The sequence below is a fragment of the Aliivibrio sp. S2TY2 genome (assembly GCF_028765525.1).
GTDB lineage: Bacteria > Pseudomonadota > Gammaproteobacteria > Enterobacterales > Vibrionaceae > Aliivibrio > Aliivibrio finisterrensis_A.
Map to the genome: position 1 here is coordinate 233,983 of NZ_JARACS010000003.1, position 23,211 is coordinate 257,193.

Sequence of the window (23,211 nt, forward strand, 5' to 3'; positions counted from 1 at the left end):
TGTATTTTATATGAAAGTAAAATGGATGACTGATTCTTTATTATTCCACAAAGCTTATGAGCACGAATCAAGCTCTAAATGGGTAGTGTTTGTTCATGGGGCTGGTGGAAGTTCGACAACATGGTTTAAGCAAGTTGCTGCTTTTAGAAAAAACTTCAATGTATTACTCATTGATTTACGTGGTCATGGACGCTCGAATAATTTTTCTAAAATTAAAGAATTCATTAATAAACAATACTCTTTTAAAGCCGTTAGCCAAGATATTTTGGATGTGCTGGATCACCTTAATATCAAATCTGCGCATTTTGTTGGTATGTCTTTGGGTACTATTATCATTCGAAATCTTGCCGAACTTGCACAAGAAAGAGTGAGTTCAATGGTGCTAGCTGGTGCGATAACACGTTTTAATTTTCGATCTCAATTTCTGATTAAAATGGGAGATATGACGAAAAATATCATGCCTTATATGTGGTTATATAAATTGTTTTCTTATGTTGTTATGCCACAGAAGAGTCAAAAAGAATCTCGTCACATTTTTACTCGTGAAGCCAAAAAATTATGTCAAAAAGAGTTTAAACGTTGGTTCAAATTAGCGGCCGATGTAAACCCATTGATGCGTTACTTTAAAGATAAAGAACTGGCTATACCTACACTGTATGTGATGGGGGCAAATGACTATTTGTTTATGAAGCCTGTTGAAGAGATGGTAGCAGTACATGAACACAGTCAATTATTACAGATCCCTGAATGTGGACATGTGTGTAATATAGATAAACCAAAAGAATTTAATAAACACGCAATAGAATTTATAGCAGCTCAATAAGTGCTTATAGCAATAGTCTAAAATAAAAATGGCGATCATTATGATCGCCATTTTTGTTTTTATTCGTTGTAAAATTAAAGAATAACGGTTTTGTTACCATACACAAAAACGTGATCATTTAAGACTTTAGTCAGTGCTTTACTGAGTACGGATTTTTCAACATCACGCCCTGCCATTGCCATATCTTCAGCACTAAAGTTGTGATCTACAGGGATAACATCTTGTTTGATGATTGGACCCTCATCTAAATCATTTGTTACAAAGTGTGCTGTTGCACCAATGATTTTTACGCCGCGATCGTACGCTTGTTGATAGGGTTTAGCACCAATAAATGCAGGCAAGAAGCTGTGGTGAATATTAATGATTTTTTTAGGAAATTGAGCCACAAAGTTTGGCGTTAATACACGCATATATTTTGCTAGAACCACGTATTCAGGCTCATAAGAATTAATGACCTCAAGCATTTTTTCTTCGTGTTCTTCGCGCGACAGATCTTCATGAGAGACATGGTGGAATGGGATATCAAATTTTTCGATTAATCCACCTAAAGTATCGTGGTTTCCAACAACTGCGGCAATATCAATATTCATTGCACCAGAATAGGCTTTGATAAGAATATCACCAATACAATGTGCTTCTTTTGTTACCAGAATGACTACTTTCTTTCGCGGTTCTGTCACTAACTTACGATGGCTCCCTGGTGGAAGTGCTTCATCAATATCAGTTAAAAAAGTGACATCATTAAAAATGCCTTCTAGCTCGGTTCTCATAAAGAACTGGCCTGTGACATTATCAACATATTCATTATTATGAATAATATTTAACTGATGTTTGTAACAAATGTTGGTTATTTTCGCTATTAGCCCACGAGAATCAGGGCAATCCGTTAGTAGTATTTTCTTTTCCATTTTATCTCTCGTGTTTGCAATGGTTTTACCTAAATTGGTAAGTATACCAATCTACATAAGTATTTGATCATTCTTGCTTGTTAAAATCGATTTTTCCTGCGCAATTATTTGAACAACTACTTATCCAGAATAGTATTATAAATAGTATGCTCTCTATTCTTTTACCGATAAATGAAGAGGGCGTAAAGGGGTTTTTACTAAATCAAATCAAAATACTAGCGAAAGTCGTTATCTGGAAGTTGCCGTTTTAGACCGTAACTCTCAAAACTTAGCGTTTAGTTTTTTCGAAAATCTTGGCATAATCTCAACCTTATTTTTTAAACTCACAATGAATGCAGGTTGATATGATAGCCAAGATATTTTCTTCTTCAGGCGCGTTAGGTAAAGCCATCCCAGGTTTCCAACCTCGTCAACCTCAGCTTGATATGGCTCATGCCGTGCATGATGCAATTAAAAATGGCACACAGCTTGTTGTAGAAGCGGGTACGGGTACCGGAAAAACCTTTGCCTATTTGGCTCCTGCATTAGTGAGTGGAAAAAAAACCATCATCAGTACTGGTTCTAAAAACTTACAAGAGCAGCTGTTTCATCGTGACCTACCTTTAATGACGTCATCCTTGGGTTTTTATGGCCAAGTCGCTTTATTAAAAGGGCGCTCAAATTATTTATGTCCTGAACGCTTGAATCAACAATTGGTAGAAAGCCACACGCCTCAAGCAGATCCTGAATTATTAACTCAATTAGTAAAGGTACGTTCTTGGTCTTCTGAAACTAAAACAGGCGATTTAGGTGATTGCACTGCAATTGCAGAAGACAGCCCAATTATCCCAAGTATTACATCAACAAATGATAATTGTTTAGGGAAAGAATGCCCAAGCTTTGAAGAGTGTTTTGTGGTTAAAGCCCGTAAAAAAGCAATGGATGCCGATGTCGTGGTGGTAAACCATCATCTATTTTTAGCCGATTTAGCAATTAAAGAAACTGGATTTGGTGAGCTAATTCCAGAAGCAGATATTTTTATCTTTGATGAAGCCCATCAGCTTCCAGATATTGCCAGCCAGTACTTTGGACAGAATTTATCAAGCCGACAATTAACGGAATTAGCCAAAGATATCGAAATTGGTTATCGCACTGAAGCAAAAGACATGCGCCAACTGCAAAAAGTAGCGGAGCGTTTAGCTGGCTCAGCAATGGATTTGCGTATCATTTTAGGCGATACCAATTTTAGAGGTAACTGGCGAGAAGCGATTAAGTCTCAAGCGGTTCAGCGCGAAATTGTAAGAATCAATGATGCCTTCGAGTTAGCACATGACGTATTAAAATTGGCATTAGGTCGTAGTCAACTATTGGATGCCGCCTTTGAGCGTTGCACCTTACTAAAAAATCGACTCGAGCGTGTTTGTGATACAACGATTGGTGGTTATTCATATTGGTATGAATGTACTCCTCGTCATTTTAGTTTAAATATAACCCCTCTTTCTGTTGCTGATAAATTTAAAGAGCATCTCGCCGATAAAGAAGGTGCGTGGATTTTTACGTCAGCAACGTTAGCGGTAAATGATGATTTTTCGCATTTTACTCAGCGTTTAGGGTTAGAGCCTAAGAAGCAATTTACCTTACCAAGCCCGTTTGATTATCAGACACAGGCGCTATTGTGCGTGCCTCGTTTCTTGCCTGAACCGAACAGTTACGGTATTGCTGAAAAACTAGTCGAGTTATTGCAGCCAGTGATTAAGCAAAATAATGGTCGTTGTTTTTTCTTATGCACTTCACATCAAATGATGCGTGACTTAGCTGAGAAATTTAGAGAAACACTGGATCTGCCAGTTTTAGTACAAGGTGAAACCACTAAGCAGCAATTACTGTCTGAGTTTATGGAACTAGGGAATGCTTTATTGGTTGCTACGGGCGCTTTTTGGGAAGGAATTGATGTTAGAGGTGATGCGCTAAGCTGTGTTATCATTGATAAACTTCCTTTTACAGCACCCGATGATCCATTGTTAAAAGCTCGAATTGAAGATTGTCAATTGAGTGGTGGTGATGCATTCTCGCAAGTACAAATTCCAGATGCTGTCATTACGTTGAAGCAGGGTGTTGGTCGTCTTATTCGAGACACTAAAGATAAAGGAGTATTGGTGATTTGTGATAACCGTTTAGTCACACGACCTTATGGTTCAACATTTTTACAGAGTTTACCACCAATACCAAGAACACGAGATTTACGCAATGTGTCTGAATTTTTGGCAAAAGCCAATCAGAGCAGTGAAAATGAATCAGAAAAACAAGAAGCTATTTTAGAAAATTGAGGCATTAATGAGCGCAAAAATTTTAGCGGTAGATACCGCCACTGAAAACTGTTCTGTCGCACTAATTGTTGATGGGAAAGTCTATTCTCGACGTGCAGTGGCACCGCGTGAGCACACGATTAAAGTATTGCCATTTGTTGATGAAGTGTTAAAAGAAGCGGGTGTGCGCTTACAAGACTTAGACGCATTAGCTTTTGGTCAAGGCCCAGGTAGTTTTACTGGTGTTCGTATTGGTATTGGTATTGCTCAAGGTTTGGCGTTTGGTGCCGATTTACCTATGATAGGTATTTCAACGTTAGAAGCGATGGCTCAAGCGGGTTATAGAGAAAATGGTGCAACGCAAGTCGCTGCCGCTATCGACGCTCGTATGGGTGAAGTGTACTTTGGTATGTATCAACGTAATGACGATGCAACATGGACTTATAATGTGGCAGAAACCGTCTTTAAGCCAGAAGCGTTATTAACTTATCTACCAGAGCAGTCTGGTGAGTGGTTAACAGTAGGCACCGGATGGGATGCATATGCAGAAGCGTTAGCAGAGTTACCATTAGAGCGTAAAGCTTCAGAGGTATTGTACCCTGATGCTGAAGACATGGCGTTTTTAGCACAGCAAAAATTTGAACAAGGATTGGCGTTACCAGCAGAAGAGTCTGCCCCTGTTTATGTTCGTGATACGGTGACATGGAAGAAATTACCGGGTCGAGAATAGTTTTTATAATTAAAGCGAGGAGTTTATACCTCGCTTAGTTGTTTCTTTAAAAGGTCATTATGGTATCGATTCAAGGCTTACCGCCCGCGCTGATACAAAAACAGCAAGCGGTTGGAAAAAAGAACCAAGTCAAGAAGGCGACGGGAAGTAAATCTTTAGTTGCACAACCATCAAAAGTGGCGACAGCGGTAACAACACAAGTAAAACAGCTGAATGCATCAGAATACGCAAACTCTCGCATTCAATACGATTTGCCTGAAGGGGGAAACCGTAAAGCAATGGAAGAGTATATGGACATCATGTTACAAAAGCGTAGAGAGGAACTTGCTCAACTCGTCGGTGTCGATCTCTATATCTAACCCGATATGTAAGGATTAATATGAAACAGACAGTGTGCTTTTTTTTAGTGTTATTACTTGCTGGTTGTAGTTCATTGCCTCAAGAATTGACTTCTTCTCAAGCTGTCGTTATCACTGAGTACAGTGCTTTTTCTACAGTAGCAGAAAGTAATCGAGAGAGTGATGTGCGCTTAGGTGGTGTGATTGCTCGAATTGATAATTTAACAACAACCACTCGAATTGAAGTGGTTAACCTACCTATTTCTTCTTCTGGGAAGCCAGACATTGCTCAAGAGCCAAACGGTCGATTCGTGGTTTATTTTGATGGGTTTATCGATCCGGTTACTTATGCCAAAGGACGATTAATTACTGTCTTAGGGCAATCAAATGGAATTGAAAAAGCCACTGTGGGAGATTATCTTTATTCTTTCCCCATCATTACCGGCGTTGGCATCCATTTATGGCAAGTTCAAGAGTACGTTGTGACTAACGATTTCAATATGAATTATATGCCATGTACTGGTAGTCGATGTTTACATCAGCGTAGCCGCCTTGAAACCCGTCGTGGAAAAGTGGTACAAGAAGTACAATAATCAGCATGAGCCCATTTCAAGAATCAAGTATTGAACTTCATCATGGCACCATTGCAATGATGGAAATAAAACCCAAAAATACGCACCAAACATTGCTGTTTTTGCATGGCTGGCAAGATAATGCAGCGACGTTTAAAACGACGATGGAAGCATACGCACAAGAAAACCCACATCATCATTTAATTGCTATTGATTGGTTTGGTCATGGACGCTCAAGCCATAAAGGCGGTGATAATTTTTATCACTTCTTTGATTATATCGATGATCTTCACCAAATAGTTCTTCATTTAAAATTAGAGCCTATAGTTATTATTGGTCATTCTTTAGGTGCTTTAGTCGCCAGTGCTTATAGTGCCGTGTTTCCTGAAAAAGTAGCAGCATTGGTGATGATAGAGGCACTTGGCCCTTTAAGTGAGGAAGAAGAGGCAATTTCAGATAGGATCCGACAAGGTATTTTAAGCCGTCAGCGATATAGAAATAAGCCTCAGAGAACCTTAAAAAATACTCAAACCGCCATTGAATTAAGAGCTAGCGTGAATCAACTTCCAGAACGGTTAGTTGAACCAATGGTAATGCGATCATTGAGTATCAATTCAAACTCGCTTCAATGGACAACCGATGCAAAAGTAAAATGCGATGCTCTGTATCGTATGAGTGAAGTTCACGCTTTGGCATTACTTTCAAAAATAGAGTGCCCAGTGGTTGCAGTTATTGGCGCTGAGGGCTACGGACATTTGAAGCAAAAAATGCATCGATATGCTTATATTTCACACTTTGATTGTTATCAAATTGAAGGTGGTCACCATTGCCATTTAGAAAATCCTATTCAGGTAAGTAGTTACATTAGCGCGTTAGTTAACAAAATAAACACATAACCGCTTCACATATTTAAAAAAACGCCCCGTTTATGGTCAAATATTCATCGAATATACAATTGATAATAAAATAAGTTGACTATAATTGTGGAGTAAATAGTCTACACATAAAAAGTGATAGTGATCACTGTTTGAATTATTGTGAAATAAGCAATAAATCGTATATAAAATAGGAGAAAAGCGTGGATAAAGTTTGGCTTTCACGTTACCCAGAAGACGTACCAGCAGAAATTAACCCTGACCAATATAGCTCATTGGTTGATATGTTTGAAAAATCGGTTCATAAATACGCCGATCAGCCTGCATTTATCAATATGGGTTCAGTAATGACATTTCGTAAGTTGGAAGAGCGCAGTCGTGCTTTTGCTGCTTATTTACAAAATGAACTGAAGCTTAAAAAAGGTGATCGTGTTGCGTTAATGATGCCAAACTTACTGCAATACCCAATTGCATTATTTGGTGTGTTACGTGCGGGTATGGTAGCGGTAAATGTGAATCCACTATATACGCCACGTGAGTTAGAGCATCAGTTGAATGATTCAGGTGCGGCTGCAATCGTTATTGTTTCAAACTTTGCGAGTACGCTAGAAGAAGTTGTTGAGAACACACCAGTAAAACACGTTATTTTAACGAACTTAGGTGAGCAACTGCCGCGTGCCAAAGGTACAATTGTAAACTTCGTGGTTAAGTACGTGAAGAAAATGGTACCAAAGTACGATCTTCCTCATGCTACCTCTATGCGTAATGCATTACGTAAAGGCCGTAGAATGCAGTACATCAAGCCATTCATTGATAGTGAAGACTTAGCCTTCCTGCAATACACGGGTGGTACTACAGGCGTAGCAAAAGGCGCAATGCTTACTCATCGCAATATGATTGCAAACGTAATGCAAGCAAAAGGCGCTTATGGCCCAGTGTTGACTGAAGGGCGTGAGCTTATTGTTACTGCGCTTCCTCTTTACCATGTATTTGCGTTAACGGTTAACTGTTTACTGTTTATTGAAATGGGTGGTCGTAACCTGCTTATCACTAACCCTCGTGATATCCCAGGTTTTATTAAAGAACTACAAAAATACCCATTTACTGCAATTACTGGTGTAAATACGCTGTTTAATGCTCTAGTGAACAACGAAGATTTTCATGAGTTAGATTTCAGTAACCTTCGCCTATCTGTAGGTGGTGGTATGGCTGTGCAACGTGCTGTTGCTGAAAAATGGCAGCAACATACAGGTTGTTACCTACTAGAAGGCTACGGCTTAACTGAGTGTTCTCCATTGGTTGCAGCTTATCCGCATAACCTAACGTCATACAATGGCTCGATTGGTTTACCTGTACCGTCAACTGAAGTTCGAATGGTTGATGAAGAAGGTAATGTTGTTGCTAACGATCAAATCGGCGAGCTTCAAGTTCGTGGCCCTCAAGTGATGAAAGGCTATTGGAACCGTGCAGAAGCAACCAAAGAAATGATCACTGAAGATGGTTGGGTAAGCACGGGTGATATCGTTAAATTTGATGATGAAGGCTTCCTGCATATCGTTGACCGTAAAAAAGACATGATTTTAGTATCAGGTTTTAACGTATACCCAAATGAAATTGAAGATGTTGTTGCGCTTCATGGCAAAGTACTAGAAGTCGCAGCTGTAGGTAAACCACACCCAACATCAGGTGAAGTGGTTCGAATTTGTGTTGTTAAACGTGATCCAAGCCTAACGAAAGATGAGTTAATTGCTCATTGTCGTAAGCATCTAACGGGTTATAAAATCCCACGTATTGTTGAGTTTAGAGACGATCTTCCAAAAACAAACGTAGGTAAAATTCTGCGTCGTGAACTGCGTGATGAATATAAAGCAGAAGAAAACGCATAATTTGGTTACAATGTAAAAACACGATAATGCCAGCTTACTCGCTGGCATTATTTTTATTTGTTATGAAATTTTAGAGACAAGATAGCTTAGTTTTTATTGAGGTTAAGCTATCTTGCCTTATCGATCTTTTAAGGAAGAATAGTGAAATTTGAAATCGTCACTCAGAGTCAGCGTTTGGCTGAGATCTGTCAGCAAGCAAGTAGTAAACCATTTTTAATGTTAGATACTGAGTTTGTAAGAACACGAACGTTATATGCTCGCTTAGGTTTAATTCAAATGTTTGATGGCGAGACATTAGCACTTGTCGACCCCGTGGAAATTGATGATTTAACACCGCTTTGGGATTTATTAAAAAATGAATCGGTAACTAAAGTGCTTCATGCGTGTGGTGAAGATTTAGAAGTATTCCAGCATTACGCGGGTTGCATGCCAACGCCTATGATTGATACACAGATCATGGCGGCATTTTTAGGCTATGGACTATCAACGGGCTTTGCTAAGCTTGTTTCTGATTATTTAGGTATTGATTTAGATAAAGGTGAAGCTCGAACTGATTGGATGGCACGACCTTTATCTGAAAAGCAACTAAACTATGCAGCAGCAGATGTACATTATTTACTGCCATTGTTTGAAAAACTTCAAGCCGAATTAGCACAAACTCAATGGGAATCGGCAGCGTATCAAGAATCTGCTCTTGCGGTTAAAAAGCGTGAAAAACAGCCTGATGCAGAAAAAGCGTTTTTAGATATTAAAAATGCGTGGCAGTTAAATCCTAAACAGTTAGCTGTGTTAAAAATGGCAGCGAAATGGCGTCTAGAAGAAGCAAGAAAGCGTGATCTTGCGGTTAACTTTGTTGTTCATGAATTAAGTTTATGGAAATTGGCACGTTTTAACATTCGCAGTAAAGAGCAAATGTTAAAAGAAGGTTTTGATCCAAGAGAGGTGCAGCGTCACGGTGGAAAATTATTGCGTTTCTCTTATCTAGCAGATGATTTAAACCCGGCTGAATACCCAAAAGAGATCACTCGTTTAATGGACTACCCTGGTTATAAGCAGATCTTCAAATTATTGAAAGATGAAGTGAAGCTAGCATCAGATAAATCAGGATTGATGCCGGAGTTCTTAGCCTCTAAAAAGCAGTTAAATCAGTTATTATCTTGGAAGTGGAAAAAGAACAGCGCACCAGAGTTAAAACCTGACGCATTGAATGGTTGGCGCGGTGATTTACTTGAAACGGGTTTCATGGCGGTACTTGAAAAATAGTAGCAATACGACCTAATTCCACTTAAGAAAAAAGGTGACTATTAATAGTCACCTTTTTTTATCAATATCGAATTTTTTTAGACGTTAATGATCATCTTCAGGAAGAGTAACGTTTAACTCTAATACTGATAAATCTTCCTCTTTTTGTTCAAGAGAAACCGTTACCATATCAGGGTTTACTTCAACATATTTACTGATCACTTTAAGAATATCTTCTTTAAGTTGTGGTAAATAGGATGGAGCAGGTCCGCCATTACGACGTTCTGCAACGATGATCTGTAGCCTTTCCTTAGCTATGTTAGCAGTGGCTTTTTTCTGTGGTCTAAAAAACTCAAGCAATGCCATGCTTAACCTCCAAATAGTCGTTTAAAGATGCCTTTTTTCTCTTCTTCTAAGAAACGGAATGAAACTTCTTTGCCTAATAGACGGTCAACAGCATCTTGGTATGCAGCGCCAGCATTAGACTCCTCATCAAAAATTACAGGAACACCCTTATTCGATGCGTTTAGTACTGATTGACTCTCAGGGATTACCCCTAATAGTGGGATATTCAGAATTTCTTCAACATCACCTACACTCAGCATTTCACCTTGATTTACGCGAGCAGGGCAATAACGAGTAAGTAGTAAATGTTGCTTAACTGGTTCTAATGATTCTTCTGAGCGGCGAGACTTAGAATCTAAAATACCAAGAATACGGTCTGAATCTCGAACAGAAGAAACTTCTGGGTTAGTTGTGATGATCGCTTCATCTGCAAAGTAAAGTGCCATTAAAGCACCCGCTTCGATACCTGCTGGAGAATCACAAATAATGAAATCAAAATTCATTTCGATAAGTTCATCAAGAACTCGACGAACGCCTTCTTTTGTTAGTGCGTCTTTATCACGAGTTTGAGAAGCGGGTAGAATAAATAAATTACCTACACGCTTATCTTTAATTAATGCTTGGTTCAGAGTTGCTTCGCCATTGATTACGTTTACAAAATCGTAAACAACGCGACGTTCGCAGCCCATGATTAAGTCAAGGTTACGCAAACCAATATCAAAATCGATTACCGCGGTTTTTTTGCCAGCTAAAGCAAGTCCGGATGCAATAGCAGAGCTAGAAGTAGTTTTACCTACACCGCCTTTGCCTGAAGTCACAACGACAATACGTGCCATTTTTATTATTCCTTTTCAGTTGTGCTATAACGTTAGGGTATCGATCTGAATACGGTCTTCAACCATAGTGATCATGACATTTTGATGCCAATACTCTTTGTCAATTTGGTCGCTTAACCAATAATTACCCGCAATGGAAATCAGTTCAGCTTGTAAGTTTTTACAGAAGACTTTTGCCTCTGTTTGACCACTCGCGCCAGCAATTGCTCTGCCACGTAATGTGCCGTGAATATGTATACTGCCATCTGCAATCACTTCTGCCCCTGGACTTACGTGATTTAAAATTACAAGGTCTGCATCTTTTGCATACACTTGCTGGCCTGAACGAATAGGCGTTTTTACCACTTTCGTTGGCTGCATACTGGCTTTTTGTGTTACTTGTTGAGGTGTAAATGAAGTCATAACAGCAAACCCTGCTGCTGTTGCCTGAGCCTGCTTTTCTTTATCTTTACAGCCAGTGATCCCAACAGGGATCATCCCAGTGCGTTCGACACCAGATTTTAGCTCAACAAAGTTAATTTCATTCGATACATTCTCAATATTGACCACGACAGGCGCTGAAGCAAAAAAAGAGGGAGCTTGAGCTACTTTCTGCTCAAGCATACTTAATGCCAAAGCAACGTCATCATTAGGTAAATGTAATACTGAAAGGGTGAAATTACTGCCCTTTAAATCGGCTGTTTTTGTCATACTATTCTGTATCTTGATAAATTTAATACCACAAATCTGATACCATGTTATAGTCAGTTTAAGCGTACAGCAAGTTATCTTATTGTCTTAAGTGTACTTTTTAGTAAGGCTCTCATCAAATAGACATTAAATGTATGTTTGAAGTTGAGAGTAAGATCAATTCTATCAAAAATAGGTTATAAAATGTTCTGTTCAGTTTATAAAAGTACCAAGAAACAAGGTGCTTATCTTTATATTGCAAAAAAAGATGACTTTACTCCCGTTCCGAAAGAATTAATGACAATGTTTGGTACGCCAACCATGGTAATGGTCGTAAATTTGGCAGGCAGAACATTAGCTTCAGTTGACGTAGAAAAAGTAAAAGCATCAATTCAAAATGAAGGCTTCTTTTTACAGTTACCACCGCCTCCAGAGAATCTGCTTGAGAAATACAAGCAAGAGAAAGCACAAAGAAATGAGAAATAACCTATGAAGAAAAAATTACTGCTAGGGATAGTCAGTTTATTAATGGCAACATCAGTAACTGCGGGCACACCTGAAGGAGACTTTCAGGACTATATTGTCGAATTAAAAAATGAAGCGAGAGAAATAGGCATTTCAGAACCGATTCTTGAGCGTGCATTTAAAGATATCGCTTTTAAAGAAAAAGCGGTTAAATCAGATCGTAATCAACCAGAAAAAAAATTAACGCTAGATGAGTATATTCCACGAGCTGTGCCAAAATGGAAAATCAAACAAGCGAATGATTTATACCAAAAGCACTATAAAGAATTGACCCGAATTGGTAATGAATATGGGGTTCAACCTCGTTTTATTGTTGCGTTATGGGGCGTTGAAAGTAACTTTGGTAAGCTGACCGGTGGTTATAATGTGATTGAAGCATTGACGACGTTAGCTTATGACGGCCGTCGTGAAGAATTCTTCAAAAAACAAACCATGGCAGCCTTAACGATTTTACAGCAAGGGCACATTACTCCAGAAAATATGAAAGGGTCGTGGGCTGGTGCTATGGGCCAGTGTCAGTTTATGCCAACGTCATTCTTAGCGTATGCGGTTGATGGTAATGATGATGGGCGTAAAGATATTTGGACTACCGAAGCCGATGTATTTGCTTCAGCTGCAAATTATTTAAAACAAGTAGGCTGGGATGATACTTATACTTGGGGTCGTCAAGTTCAGTTACCTGAATCATTAGATGCGGAAAGCTTAAAAGGGTTGTCGGAAGAAAAAGGTAAGACGTTAGCTCAATGGCAAGAATTGGGTGTTCGTCGTTTAACGGGCAAAGCATTACCTGATGTAGATATCGAAGCATGGTTAGTGCAACCCGACGACAAAGATGGCCGTGCGTACCTTGTTTACAATAACTACCAAGTATTAATGGATTGGAACCGTTCGCATTATTTTGCGCTGGCGGTGAGTCACTTGGCTGATTCTATTAAGTAAATTATAGAGTTCAGATCGGTCGCAAGCTCCCTAGCAGAATTCAGAGGTTAGTGTTGTTAGTTATATACTTACAACGAACACCTCTGAATTCTTTAAGCGAAGCGATCTGAACTCTGCTTTAGCTCTTAAATATCCAACGGCTTCCCTTTCAATAACCTTCTCACCCATAATCTCCCTGGGTGCAATCCTTCAAGTACTGAGTTTGGCAGTGGAATTGGGTCACCCATTATTTGCGATGCTAATGTTTCTGCCAATAGTGGAGCAGAGCTTAATCCTCTAGAGCCCAATGTCAGCATGCAGAATAAACCGTCATAAACAGGGATATCTTTGGCTTCACGTAACCAATGGCGTTTCTTATAGATATTTTTGTACTCTTCTTGCATATCCTCAAAACGAACCACATTACCAATAAATGGCAGGTGATCACGACTGGCGCAGCGAATTCCGACACGAGCTAAATTATCAGACGTATCAGCTTCTTTCACCCAATCTTCGTTAGGGATGCATTTATGTAAGCGTTCGCCATTCTCTATTTGATCTGATCCTTTAAACGCTAAGTCTAAATCACGACGATCATAACTAGCACCAATACAATGGCTTTGATGCTTGGTATTTTCAGGCGTTAAGTAACCGTCATAACACAACACCGTTTTCAGCTTTTTCAAGGATTCCGTTGTAGGAATATGACTCACTTGCCCTCGAACTGGTGTCGCTGGAATATCTTTAGTTTGCTCAAAATCAGTAAATCTGTGCCCATTAGCAACCACAACGGCTTGATGTTTATTGGTTTTTTCACCAAGAACAAGGTTCCATTGTTTATCGTCCGTTTGAGTTAATTGCGTCACTTCAGCGTTATTATGCAGAGTAAATAGTGGGTTTTCTGATAAATGTTCAAATAATCCACGAGTTAATTGTTTTGGACATAACCAGCCACCTAATGGGTAGTGGACGCTTTCCATATTAATCGGTAAGCCAACCATTTGATTGGTTTTGTCGATATCAAAAGAAGAGACAAGTTCATTAGGGAAATTTCCCTCAAGCATTTTATTGAGCTTGTTGGCGGATTTTTCATCCCATTTTAACTGAGTAACGCCACACCAATCGTGATCAAATTCTACGTGTTTAGCGGCTTGGTCGATAAACTGACGAGCAAAAATAAATCCTGGAGCAAAGAAGCGAGAAAGGGAGTTGAATTTCTCATTAAGCAGTGGGTATACCGCGCCTTGTTTATTACCTGACGCCCCTTGTGCTGCTTTATCATCTTTACAGTAAACAGTGACACTCACACCGCGACGAAGCAATGTTGTCGCCAATGCTGCACTGGCTACACCACCTCCTATAATCGCAACGTCAGTGATGTTTTCGGGTGTCGTGCGTGCATACCAAACCTCATGATTAGCCTTGGCTTTACGTTCCGATAATGTTCCTGCAATCATTTCGCGTTTATGTCCAAAGCCTTTGACTTTTTTCATATCAAAGCCAGCTTCAATTAAGCCTCTGCGAACAAAACCAGCTGCTGTAAAAGTGGCGCAAGTACAGCCTTCTTTAGCAAGACTTGCCATATTATTAAATAGATTTTGATTCCACATTTCAGGATTTTTACTTGGTGCAAAACCATCTAAAAACCAAGCGTCGATAACACCAGAATCGTCCATCCAAATCTGAGGCATACAATCTTTTATATCACCAAACCACAGATCAAGCGTGATCATGCCATCTTCTAATACTAAACGGTGGCAATCAGGTACAGCAGCAGGATAATGCGCTTGCAGTTGCTCTGCGAGTTCAGCCAGTTCAGGCCATGCTTGATGTGCTTTAACTAAATCAGCTTTGGTTACAGGGAATTTTTCAAAGCTAACAAAGTGAAGTTCTTTTAAAGGGGCGTCAGGGTATTGTGAACGGAATGCTTTGAACCACTGCCATACAGCAAGAAAGTTTAATCCAGTCCCAAATCCGGTTTCACCAATAACAAAACGGCGTTGATCAAATTCTTTCCATCGTTGCGGAAGATTATTTTGTTGTAGGAAGACATAACGTGTTTCTTCTAAGCCATTATCATTAGAAAAATACACATCATCAAAATCATTTGAGATAGGTGTCCCAGATTCATTCCAATCAAGAATTGCATTTGTGATGCTGTTTTGTGGTAAAATGTGATTTCGTGACATAAATTTGCACCATTAAAGATAATCTACGTCGGATTTTAACGACTTATAGGAAAGCTGACCACTTTGTTGTGCTATCTTCGCTATTATCTACCAAGATTTATGACTTATTAGGAAAGAATCATGAAAAGAGCCGTAATTACAGGCATGGGCATTGTATCGAGTATCGGTAACAATGCAGAAGAAGTATTAGAGTCTCTGAAAGCTGGTAAATCAGGCATTAACTTCTCTGAGCAGTTCGCTGAAAAGGGTCTGCGCAGTAATGTTTGGGGCGATTTGAAAATGAACCCTGCTGATCACATTGATCGCAAAAAAATGCGTTTTATGGGTGATGCGGCTGCGTTTGCGTACATCTCAATGGAGCAAGCAGTAGCAGATTCTGGCTTAACAGAAGATCAAGTTTCAAATGAACGCACAGGTATTGTTGCAGGTTCTGGTGGTGCATCATCACTAAACCAAGTAAATGCGGTTGATATCTTGCGTGAGAAAGGCGTTAAGCGTGTTGGTCCTTACATGGTTCCACGTACAATGGCGTCAACGGTTTCTGCGTGTCTTGCAACACCGTTCAAAATTAAAGGCGTGAACTACTCAATGAGTTCAGCTTGTGCAACTTCTGCACACTGTATCGGCCACGCTGTAGAGCTTATCCAACTTGGTAAACAAGACGTAATGTTTGCTGGTGGTGGTGAAGAACTAGATTGGTCATTAACGATGATGTTTGATGCGATGGGCGCACTATCATCAAAATACAATGACACACCAGAAAAAGCATCTCGTACGTACGATGCAGACCGTGACGGTTTCGTTATCTCTGGTGGCGGCGGTATGGTTGTTATCGAAGAACTTGAACACGCTCTTGCTCGTGGCGCTAAAATCTACGGTGAAATCGTAGGTTACGGTGCAACATCTGATGGCTACGACATGGTAGCACCATCAGGCGAAGGCGCAGTTCGTTGTATGAAAATGGCAATGCAAAACGTAGACAGTGTTGATTACGTGAATACTCACGGTACATCTACCCCTGTTGGTGATGCAAAAGAACTAGGCGCTATCCAAGAAGTATTTGGTGCGAACAGCCCTGCTATCTCTGCAACTAAAGCAATGACTGGTCACGCGCTAGGTGCAGCCGGTGTTCATGAGGCTATTTACTCAACGCTAATGCTAGAGCACGGTTTTATCGCGCCGAGCATCAACGTTGAAACATTAGACCCAGCAGCTGAAGGTCTTGATATCGTAACTGAAAAACGTGATCAAGCACTAACAACCGTTATGTCTAACAGCTTCGGTTTTGGTGGTACAAACGCAACGCTAGTCATTAAGAAATACGAAGCGTAATCGCGTAATCACTAAAAAAAGACAGTAAAACCCAGTCACTTAAATTGGCTGGGTTTTTTTATACCTGTTTTTTGTTACGGAAGTGATAAACTGAATTCATGAATTGAAAGGATAACTGATTAAAAAATGAAAATATTGATTGATGAAAATATGCCTTATGCTGCTGAACTATTTAGTGAGCTAGGTGAGGTTGTTGCTAAATCAGGAAGAACACTAACAGCAGATGATTTAATTGATGTTGATGCATTAATGATTCGATCTGTAACTAAAGTGAATGCTGAGCTGATCTCAAAAGCCAATAAACTTAAATTTGTAGGCACAGCAACAGCAGGCATGGACCATGTTGATCAAACTTTGCTGAAAGAAAAAGGGATATTTTTCACAGCAGCTCCTGGTTGTAATAAAGTGGGTGTTGCTGAATACGTATTAAGTTGTGTCATGGTATTGGCTCAACAACACGGCTTTTCTATCTTTGATAAAACGTTTGGTATTGTTGGTGCAGGTCAAGTTGGTTCTTATTTAGCTAAATGTCTTGATGCGTTAGGTATTCCATACTTACTTAATGACCCAATTAAAGAGCAAGAAGGCGACAAACGTTCATTTGTCGCGTTAGATGAGTTACTTGGAAAATCAGACGTTATTAGTTTCCATACGCCGATCACATGCGATGGTGAATTTCCAACTCACCACCTGATGAATGAAAAAAGACTCACGGCACTGCGTAATGACCAGATAGTGATCAATGCAGCGCGTGGCCCAGTGGTTGATAACCAAGCACTAAAACAGCGCTTATTAAAACAAGACGGCTTTAAAGCGGTATTAGATGTGTTTGAGTTTGAACCAGACGTTGATATGACGTTATTGCCATTACTTTCTTTTGCTACTCCGCATATTGCAGGGTATGGATTAGAAGGAAAGGCTCGCGGAACCACAATGATATTTAATTCTTATTGTGAGTTTTTAAATAGAGAAGAGCGCGCAGACCCACAAGCGTTATTACCTATAGCCCCAATCCCTAATGTGACACTAAATCAGCAATGGGATCATTCAACACTGCACAATTTGATTCAGTTAGTCTATGATGTGCGAAAAGATGATGCCATATTCAGAGCAGAAATCTCAACACCTGGTGCATTTGATAAAATGCGTAAAGAGTATTGGGATAGAAGAGAATACAGTGCCATCACAATCACAGGAACTAAACACTGTGGTTTAACCCCGTTAAAACAACTTGGATTTACAATCGAGGAAGTCTAATGACTCAAGAATTTGATGTTGCCATTCTTGGCGCAACTGGTGCCGTTGGCGAAGCTATTATGGATGTATTACAAGAGCGTAATTTTCCAGTTCGCAATTTATACCTTTTAGCGTCAGAGCGCAGTGAAGGTAAAACAGTTCGCTTTAATGGTAAAACATTAACGGTTGAAAATGTTGAAGAGTTTGATTGGAGCCAAGTACAAATTGGTCTATTTTCTGCGGGTGGTGAATTATCGGCAAAATGGGCACCGATCGCAGCTGAGTCTGGCGTTGTAGTTATCGATAATACCTCACATTTCCGTTACGATCATGATATCCCGTTAGTGATCCCTGAAGTAAATCCAGAGGCGCTTGCTGATTTTCGTAACCGTAATATTATTGCGAACCCTAACTGTTCAACGATTCAAATGCTGGTAGCACTAAAACCAATTCATGATGCTGTGGGTATTGATCGTATCAACGTATCAACGTATCAATCAGTATCAGGTTCAGGTAAAGCGGGCATTGATGAACTAGCGGGCCAAACTGCGAAGCTATTAAACGGTTTACCAGCAGAGAACAAAGCTTACGATAAGCAAATTGCATTTAACTGCTTACCTCATATTGATGAGTTTATGGATAATGGCTACACCAAAGAAGAAATGAAAATGGTGTGGGAAACACAAAAAATCTTTGCAGATGATACGATTACTGTGAACCCAACCTGTGTACGTGTTCCAGTGTTCTATGGTCACGCTGAAGCCGTTCATATTGAAACTCGTGCACCTATCGATGCAGTAGAAGCAACACGTTTACTTGAAGAAACCGATGGTATTGAAGTATTCCACGGCAATGACTACCCAACACAAGTGAGTGATGCTACAGGTAAAGACCACGTAATGGTTGCTCGTATCCGTGAAGATATTAGTCATTCAATGGGGCTTAATATGTGGGTTGTTGCAGATAACGTACGTAAAGGTGCAGCAACAAACGCGGTTCAAATTGCAGAAGTATTAATTCGCGATTACTACTGATTAATATGACGGTTCTTTTATAAATAAAGAGCATGGTTTGCTTTGAATTATAGCCTTAGTGAAAACTAAGGCTTTTTTCTCCCATAAACCACACAGTTTTTGCTTAAAAGCTACAGTTTTTTTATTATTATCCGATATAGTTATACAGATATTAATTTTTTCATTTTACTAAGAGGCATCTCTAGTGTCTGACGCATCCAAAAAAATGTTTAAAACGCTGACTCCTTTAGCGTTATTCGTTGCATCACAGTGTTCGGTTGCGAACGCTGCGGGTACAATTCAAATTGTAGGTCCGGAAGGAAAGGATCAAACCGTCAGTTCACAGGTAGTGACGCCATCACAATCAACAAGAACCGCTACTGTTGCATCACAAAACTTAGCATTAGAAAAACAATCGGCAGCGGCCCCGACAAAAGTGTATGGGCCAACAAGAGAAGATGAAACTTTGTGGTCGATTGCAAGTCGAGTAAATCCATCGAATACCACATCAGTTCAGCAAACCTTATTAGCTATCTATCGTTTAAATCCCCATGCTTTTGAAAATAACAACATTCATGGATTAGAGCCAAATAGCCGATTACGTTTACCGACATTAGAACAAGTTCGTCGTGAAAATACAGATGATGCGAAACAATTATTGCTTGCGCATAGTAAAAAATCAGTAGTTAAAAAAGCGCCTGAAGCTAAAGTTGAACATATTGCTAAAGTTGAAAAAACAGAACCAAAATCAACAGTAGCACCAATTAAAACAGAAACGAAAATTCAAGAGTCAAAAACCGTCAATAATACGGTTAAATCAATTGAGCCAGTTGTTGAATCAGCTCCTTCAGTGGTTGCTCTAAAATCTGAACTAGAGACAACAGAGCAAGAGTTCACCGCACTTCAAGAAAATAATCATCAGTTACGTGTACGATTAGCTGAAGTACAGCATGAAGTTGATAACTTAAAAAATGAATTAAGTGATGAAGATCGTATTCGAAATGAAGTCGAAAAATTCATTAATGAACAAAAACAGTTAGCGGTAGCAGAGAAAAAAGCAGAACCAAGCGCAATGGATAATTTAGCGTCGAGCCCGGGTTTAATTGCATTGCTTGCACTTATTCCAGGAGCGCTTATTGCTGGCTTAATTGCTTTCTTCTTCTCTCGACGTAAGAAAGAAGAAGACGAAGAAACGACAGAAAGTTCGCCAGACACACCATTGCCGTCTGCATTAGCAATGCCAGAAGATAATTTTAATATGGATGATGATATTCCAGAAATTAGCTTAGATGATGATGACGATATCTTAGGTGATCTCAACGATGATGAATTCTTATTTGGAAATGATGACTCAGACTCTAATGATGATTTGTTTGCTGAATTTGAAACAGAAAAAACAGATTCAGAAGATGATGATGACCCATTTGCTTCATTAGATGACGATGATGATTTAGAGTCAATGCTATCTGATGATCTTGACCTTGATAGTTTAGATGATCTTGACGATGACCTTGATATGTCTTCAAGTGCATTAACCGTTGATGCGGAAGAAAAAGCATTAGGTCTTGAAGAGATGGAAAAAGCGCTTAATGATTTTGACAGTGATTTATTCTCAGAAAGCGATCTTGAAACGGAAGATGATGATTTTGACTTATCATTAATTGATGATTCTGATCTTTCAGCACTTGATAAATCAACCCCTGAACTAGAAGAAAATGAAGATCTAGAGGGCGGAGAATTAGATCAATCAATGCTTGATGATTTGTTCTCATCAATGGATGACGATGAAGAAGAGTCGGAACTAGATCAAGGCTGGGACCTTGATGAAAAAGAAGAAACAAAACTAGTTGATGAGCCAAGCCGTGATTCGCTTGAAGATGAGTTAGATTTCGATACATTGCTTTCAGGCATTGAAGATAAACCAGAAGAAAACTCTGAAAGTATCGATTTGGATAGTGATACAGAAATGTTTAATGAGTTATTGGATGACTCAAATGATAAAGATAACACTAGCTTAAATATTGAAGACGATCTTGATTTAGATGTTAATGAAGACAGTACCGCATTATTGGATGATCTGTTAGATGAATCAGATGATGAAGACGATCTTGATTTAGATGTTGATGAAGACAGTACCGCATTATTAGATGACCTGTTAGATGAATCAGACGATGAAGATGACCTTGATTTAGAGATTGATGAAGACAGCACATCATTGTTGGATGAGTTACTGGGTGACGATGATGAACTAACTGATGAAGATGATATTGAAATTGATGAAGATAGCACTTCATTACTTGATGAGTACTTATCAGAAGGTGACGACGACGATGATATTAAGATTGATGAAGACAGCACTGCTCTATTAGATGAGTTAATTGGCGATGATTCTGAAGAGGATGATGAAGCGCTGGGAAAGACTGGCGATGATGTTGACGTTGAAGGTGTAGCAGCATCAGAATCGCTTTCAGAAGACACGCCTAGAGATGAAGATTGGCTAGTTGAAGCTGAAGATGACGAAATCGATGATATCCCATTGTTTGAGTCAGAGTTAGTCTCAGAACCAGAATCATCATTGGATCTTGATAACTCATTAGAAAAGGCAGAAGAAGACGTATTTGCTAATTTAGAAGATGACTTGGAAGCCGATGAAGTAACAACGCTTTCACCAGAAACTGAAGAAGTAGAAACCGAAGAGAGTGCAGAGTCTGAGTTAGATGAAGATACTGATTTCTCGTTTGATCTTGATGAGTCTTTAGAAGCAACAGAGTTGAATGAACTTCAAGCTGAAGAACCAATTGAGCTAGAAGACGATCTGTTAACAGAAGAAGTAGTTACTGAAGAAGCGCCGTTAGTCGTAGAGACAGAGACAGAGACAGAGGCAGAAGAAGACGTATTTGCTAATTTAGAAGATGACTTGGAAGCCGATGAAGTAACAACGCTTTCACCAGAAACTGAAGAAGCAGACATCGAAGATAATACAGAATCTGAGTTAGATGAAGATACTGATTTCTCGTTTGATCTTGATGAGTCTTTAGAAGCAACAGAGCTGAATGAACTTCAAGCTGAAGAGCCAATTGAGCTAGAAGACGATTTGTTAACAGAAGAAGTACTTACTGAAGAAGCGCCGTTAGTCGTAGAGGCAGAGGCAGAAGAAGACGTATTTGCTAATTTAGAAGATGACTTGGAAGCCGATGAAGTAACAACGCTTTCACCAGAAACTGAAGAAGCAGACATCGAAGAGAATACAGAGTCTGAGTTAGATGAAGATACTGATTTCTCGTTTGACCTTGATGAGTCTTTAGAAGCAACAGAGTTGAATGAACTTCAAGCTGAAGAGCCAATTGAGCTAGAAGACGATCTGTTAGCAGAAGAAGTAGTTACTGAAGAAGCGCCGTTAGTCGTAGAGGCAGAGGCAGAAGAAGACGTATTTGCTAATTTAGAAGATGACTTGGAAGCCGATGAAGTAACAACGCTTTCACTAGAAACTGAAGAAGCAGACATCGAAGAGAATACAGAGTCTGAGTTAGATGAAGATACTGATTTCTCGTTTGATCTTGATGAGTCTTTAGAAGCAACAGAGTTGAATGAACTTCAAGCTGAAGAGCCAATTGAGTTAGAAGACGATCTGTTAGCAGAAGATGCGATAACAGAAAATGCCCTTGAGGAAGAAACTCTAGCTGTAGATAGTGCGTCAGAAATTGAAGATGATCTTGATGAAAATGATTTCTCATTAGATGATTTTTTAGAAAGTAGTGCGGTTGATTTTTCACAGCCTAATGATGATTTAGATGAAGAAGCAGATGAAGATCATCTGGAAGGATTATCGATTGAAGATGCGTTAGCTGCTTTAGAAGACGATATTGATGCCACCGAAGATGACAAACCAGAAGAGTCATTAACTGTTGAAGATGAGAAAGAAGTCGCGCCCTTTGATTTTCATTCACGAGTGTCAGATGAAGAAAAAGAAGCGTTAACTCACTTAGATAGTGCTGGTTTAGACATTGATAGCATGATTGATGATGGTGCTAGCGATTGGAGTGGATTCAATCTTGATAATACATCAAGCATGGACTCTGAGGTGGAAGATGAAGATTGGGCAGAACAACCAAACTTCGCTAATGATCCCCATGGTGATGATCGTTTTTTAAGTATTGAAGCATTAATTGCAGAAACTGAAAACGGAGATAAATCAACCTTCGAAGAAGAAGACCTTAATTTAGATGTTGGGTTAGATGACTTTCCCGATATGCTAGGTAACGTAGGCTCTCATGATGTTGATGTAAATAGTGACGTTCAAAGTAAGCTTGATTTAGCAAGAGCCTATATTGAAATGTCTGATGATAAAGGTGCTTTAGAGTTACTTGAAGAGGTTCTTCGCAGTGATGATGCGCAACTAAAAGTTGAAGCTGAAAAATTAATGAAACAACTAGGCTAACTTTAAGAAAACAATCTTAAAAAAGGCGGTGGCAGTGAGCCCCGCCTTTTT

The 23,211-nt window shown here is 39.4% G+C and carries 19 protein-coding genes; 14 read left to right on the forward strand and 5 right to left on the reverse strand.

Annotated features, from left to right (window positions below; translation table 11 throughout):
- The first annotated feature begins 25 nt into the window (after window positions 1-25).
- Window positions 26-823 carry an alpha/beta fold hydrolase gene (locus tag PVK63_RS07460; RefSeq protein WP_130045508.1) on the forward strand — a complete coding sequence of 266 codons (798 nt, stop codon included), beginning with the start codon at window positions 26-28 and terminating at the stop codon, window positions 821-823.
- Window positions 824-897: 74 nt separating this feature from the next.
- Here PVK63_RS07460 and purU read toward each other — a convergent pair whose 3' ends face one another.
- Window positions 898-1,731, reverse strand: a complete 834-nt coding sequence (gene purU / locus PVK63_RS07465) for a formyltetrahydrofolate deformylase (RefSeq protein WP_130048207.1) — start codon at window positions 1,729-1,731, stop codon at window positions 898-900.
- Between the two features lie 344 nt (window positions 1,732-2,075).
- Here purU and PVK63_RS07470 point away from each other — a divergent pair, with 344 nt between their 5' ends.
- The 7 genes from PVK63_RS07470 to rnd all read left to right on the forward strand — a co-directional run bounded on the left by PVK63_RS07470 (window position 2,076) and on the right by rnd (window position 9,680).
- Window positions 2,076-4,037: an ATP-dependent DNA helicase gene (locus PVK63_RS07470; RefSeq protein WP_130048206.1), complete on the forward strand. Its 1,962-nt coding sequence runs from the start codon at window positions 2,076-2,078 to the stop codon at window positions 4,035-4,037.
- A gap of 7 nt (window positions 4,038-4,044) precedes the next feature.
- Window positions 4,045-4,746 carry a tRNA (adenosine(37)-N6)-threonylcarbamoyltransferase complex dimerization subunit type 1 TsaB gene (gene tsaB, locus PVK63_RS07475; RefSeq protein ID WP_130086092.1) on the forward strand — a complete coding sequence of 234 codons (702 nt, stop codon included), beginning with the start codon at window positions 4,045-4,047 and terminating at the stop codon, window positions 4,744-4,746.
- A gap of 59 nt (window positions 4,747-4,805) precedes the next feature.
- The gene (locus tag PVK63_RS07480) at window positions 4,806-5,105 is read left to right on the forward strand and encodes a chromosome partitioning protein ParA (RefSeq protein WP_130045504.1); all 300 of its coding nucleotides are present in this window, start codon (window positions 4,806-4,808) and stop codon (window positions 5,103-5,105) included.
- A 20-nt stretch (window positions 5,106-5,125) separates the two neighbouring features.
- Window positions 5,126-5,677, forward strand: coding sequence for a Slp family lipoprotein (locus tag PVK63_RS07485; protein WP_130048204.1), 552 nt, complete (start codon window positions 5,126-5,128; stop codon window positions 5,675-5,677).
- A gap of 5 nt (window positions 5,678-5,682) precedes the next feature.
- Window positions 5,683-6,552 carry an alpha/beta fold hydrolase gene (locus tag PVK63_RS07490; protein ID WP_130048203.1) on the forward strand — a complete coding sequence of 290 codons (870 nt, stop codon included), beginning with the start codon at window positions 5,683-5,685 and terminating at the stop codon, window positions 6,550-6,552.
- Window positions 6,553-6,734: 182 nt separating this feature from the next.
- On the forward strand, window positions 6,735-8,417 hold the full coding sequence (gene fadD / locus PVK63_RS07495; protein ID WP_130045501.1) for a long-chain-fatty-acid--CoA ligase FadD: 1,683 nt from the start codon (window positions 6,735-6,737) through the stop codon (window positions 8,415-8,417).
- A 141-nt stretch (window positions 8,418-8,558) separates the two neighbouring features.
- Complete coding sequence (gene rnd, locus PVK63_RS07500) at window positions 8,559-9,680, forward strand: ribonuclease D (protein ID WP_130048202.1); 1,122 nt, start codon at window positions 8,559-8,561, stop codon at window positions 9,678-9,680.
- An 84-nt stretch (window positions 9,681-9,764) separates the two neighbouring features.
- Here the strand turns inward: rnd and minE are convergent, their stop codons facing one another.
- From minE to minC, 3 genes are read right to left on the reverse strand one after another with little or no spacing between them, the layout of a single operon-like run.
- Entirely contained in the window at window positions 9,765-10,025 is a 261-nt protein-coding gene (minE, locus tag PVK63_RS07505; RefSeq protein WP_130086093.1) for a cell division topological specificity factor MinE, read from the reverse strand.
- A gap of 2 nt (window positions 10,026-10,027) precedes the next feature.
- A complete protein-coding gene (gene minD, locus PVK63_RS07510) occupies window positions 10,028-10,840 on the reverse strand; it encodes a septum site-determining protein MinD (RefSeq protein WP_130048201.1) in 813 nt (270 codons plus the stop codon).
- Window positions 10,841-10,864: 24 nt separating this feature from the next.
- Entirely contained in the window at window positions 10,865-11,530 is a 666-nt protein-coding gene (minC, locus tag PVK63_RS07515) for a septum site-determining protein MinC (RefSeq protein WP_130086094.1), read from the reverse strand.
- Between the two features lie 183 nt (window positions 11,531-11,713).
- On the opposite strand from minC, the gene PVK63_RS07520 reads away from it, so the two are divergent.
- Window positions 11,714-11,995 carry a YcgL domain-containing protein gene (locus tag PVK63_RS07520; protein ID WP_130045496.1) on the forward strand — a complete coding sequence of 94 codons (282 nt, stop codon included), beginning with the start codon at window positions 11,714-11,716 and terminating at the stop codon, window positions 11,993-11,995.
- Between the two features lie 3 nt (window positions 11,996-11,998).
- Window positions 11,999-12,973, forward strand: coding sequence for a lytic murein transglycosylase (locus PVK63_RS07525; RefSeq protein WP_130086095.1), 975 nt, complete (start codon window positions 11,999-12,001; stop codon window positions 12,971-12,973).
- 125 nt (window positions 12,974-13,098) lie between these two features.
- Here PVK63_RS07525 and mnmC read toward each other — a convergent pair whose 3' ends face one another.
- Window positions 13,099-15,141, reverse strand: coding sequence for a bifunctional tRNA (5-methylaminomethyl-2-thiouridine)(34)-methyltransferase MnmD/FAD-dependent 5-carboxymethylaminomethyl-2-thiouridine(34) oxidoreductase MnmC (mnmC, locus tag PVK63_RS07530; protein ID WP_130086096.1), 2,043 nt, complete (start codon window positions 15,139-15,141; stop codon window positions 13,099-13,101).
- A gap of 120 nt (window positions 15,142-15,261) precedes the next feature.
- Here mnmC and fabB point away from each other — a divergent pair, with 120 nt between their 5' ends.
- From fabB to PVK63_RS07550, 4 genes are all read left to right on the forward strand, one after another.
- The gene (gene fabB, locus PVK63_RS07535) at window positions 15,262-16,473 is read left to right on the forward strand and encodes a beta-ketoacyl-ACP synthase I (protein ID WP_069593894.1); all 1,212 of its coding nucleotides are present in this window, start codon (window positions 15,262-15,264) and stop codon (window positions 16,471-16,473) included.
- 126 nt (window positions 16,474-16,599) lie between these two features.
- Window positions 16,600-17,730: a 4-phosphoerythronate dehydrogenase gene (locus tag PVK63_RS07540; RefSeq protein ID WP_130086097.1), complete on the forward strand. Its 1,131-nt coding sequence runs from the start codon at window positions 16,600-16,602 to the stop codon at window positions 17,728-17,730.
- Window positions 17,730-18,743 carry an aspartate-semialdehyde dehydrogenase gene (locus PVK63_RS07545; protein ID WP_130086098.1) on the forward strand — a complete coding sequence of 338 codons (1,014 nt, stop codon included), beginning with the start codon at window positions 17,730-17,732 and terminating at the stop codon, window positions 18,741-18,743. Before PVK63_RS07540 ends, PVK63_RS07545 begins: the two co-directional genes overlap by 1 nt.
- Before the next feature lie 184 nt (window positions 18,744-18,927).
- Window positions 18,928-23,160: a FimV/HubP family polar landmark protein gene (locus PVK63_RS07550; RefSeq protein ID WP_274440184.1), complete on the forward strand. Its 4,233-nt coding sequence runs from the start codon at window positions 18,928-18,930 to the stop codon at window positions 23,158-23,160.
- Window positions 23,161-23,211: the final 51 nt, after the last annotated feature.

Bases quoted from the DNA above. Each gene is read 5' to 3' on its own strand.
- purU (WP_130048207.1), bottom strand. From the start codon at position 1,731: ATGGAAAAGAAAATACTACTAACGGATTGCCCTGATTCTCGTGGGCTA.
- PVK63_RS07520 (WP_130045496.1), top strand. From the start codon at position 11,714: ATGTTCTGTTCAGTTTATAAAAGTACCAAGAAACAAGGTGCTTATCTT.
- PVK63_RS07485 (WP_130048204.1), top strand. From the start codon at position 5,126: ATGAAACAGACAGTGTGCTTTTTTTTAGTGTTATTACTTGCTGGTTGT.
- tsaB (WP_130086092.1), top strand. From the start codon at position 4,045: ATGAGCGCAAAAATTTTAGCGGTAGATACCGCCACTGAAAACTGTTCT.
- PVK63_RS07545 (WP_130086098.1), top strand. From the start codon at position 17,730: ATGACTCAAGAATTTGATGTTGCCATTCTTGGCGCAACTGGTGCCGTT.
- mnmC (WP_130086096.1), bottom strand. From the start codon at position 15,141: ATGTCACGAAATCACATTTTACCACAAAACAGCATCACAAATGCAATT.
- PVK63_RS07470 (WP_130048206.1), top strand. From the start codon at position 2,076: ATGATAGCCAAGATATTTTCTTCTTCAGGCGCGTTAGGTAAAGCCATC.
- PVK63_RS07460 (WP_130045508.1), top strand. From the start codon at position 26: ATGACTGATTCTTTATTATTCCACAAAGCTTATGAGCACGAATCAAGC.
- PVK63_RS07490 (WP_130048203.1), top strand. From the start codon at position 5,683: ATGAGCCCATTTCAAGAATCAAGTATTGAACTTCATCATGGCACCATT.
- PVK63_RS07480 (WP_130045504.1), top strand. From the start codon at position 4,806: ATGGTATCGATTCAAGGCTTACCGCCCGCGCTGATACAAAAACAGCAA.
- minC (WP_130086094.1), bottom strand. From the start codon at position 11,530: ATGACAAAAACAGCCGATTTAAAGGGCAGTAATTTCACCCTTTCAGTA.
- minD (WP_130048201.1), bottom strand. From the start codon at position 10,840: ATGGCACGTATTGTCGTTGTGACTTCAGGCAAAGGCGGTGTAGGTAAA.
- minE (WP_130086093.1), bottom strand. From the start codon at position 10,025: ATGGCATTGCTTGAGTTTTTTAGACCACAGAAAAAAGCCACTGCTAAC.
- PVK63_RS07540 (WP_130086097.1), top strand. From the start codon at position 16,600: ATGAAAATATTGATTGATGAAAATATGCCTTATGCTGCTGAACTATTT.
- PVK63_RS07525 (WP_130086095.1), top strand. From the start codon at position 11,999: ATGAAGAAAAAATTACTGCTAGGGATAGTCAGTTTATTAATGGCAACA.
- fabB (WP_069593894.1), top strand. From the start codon at position 15,262: ATGAAAAGAGCCGTAATTACAGGCATGGGCATTGTATCGAGTATCGGT.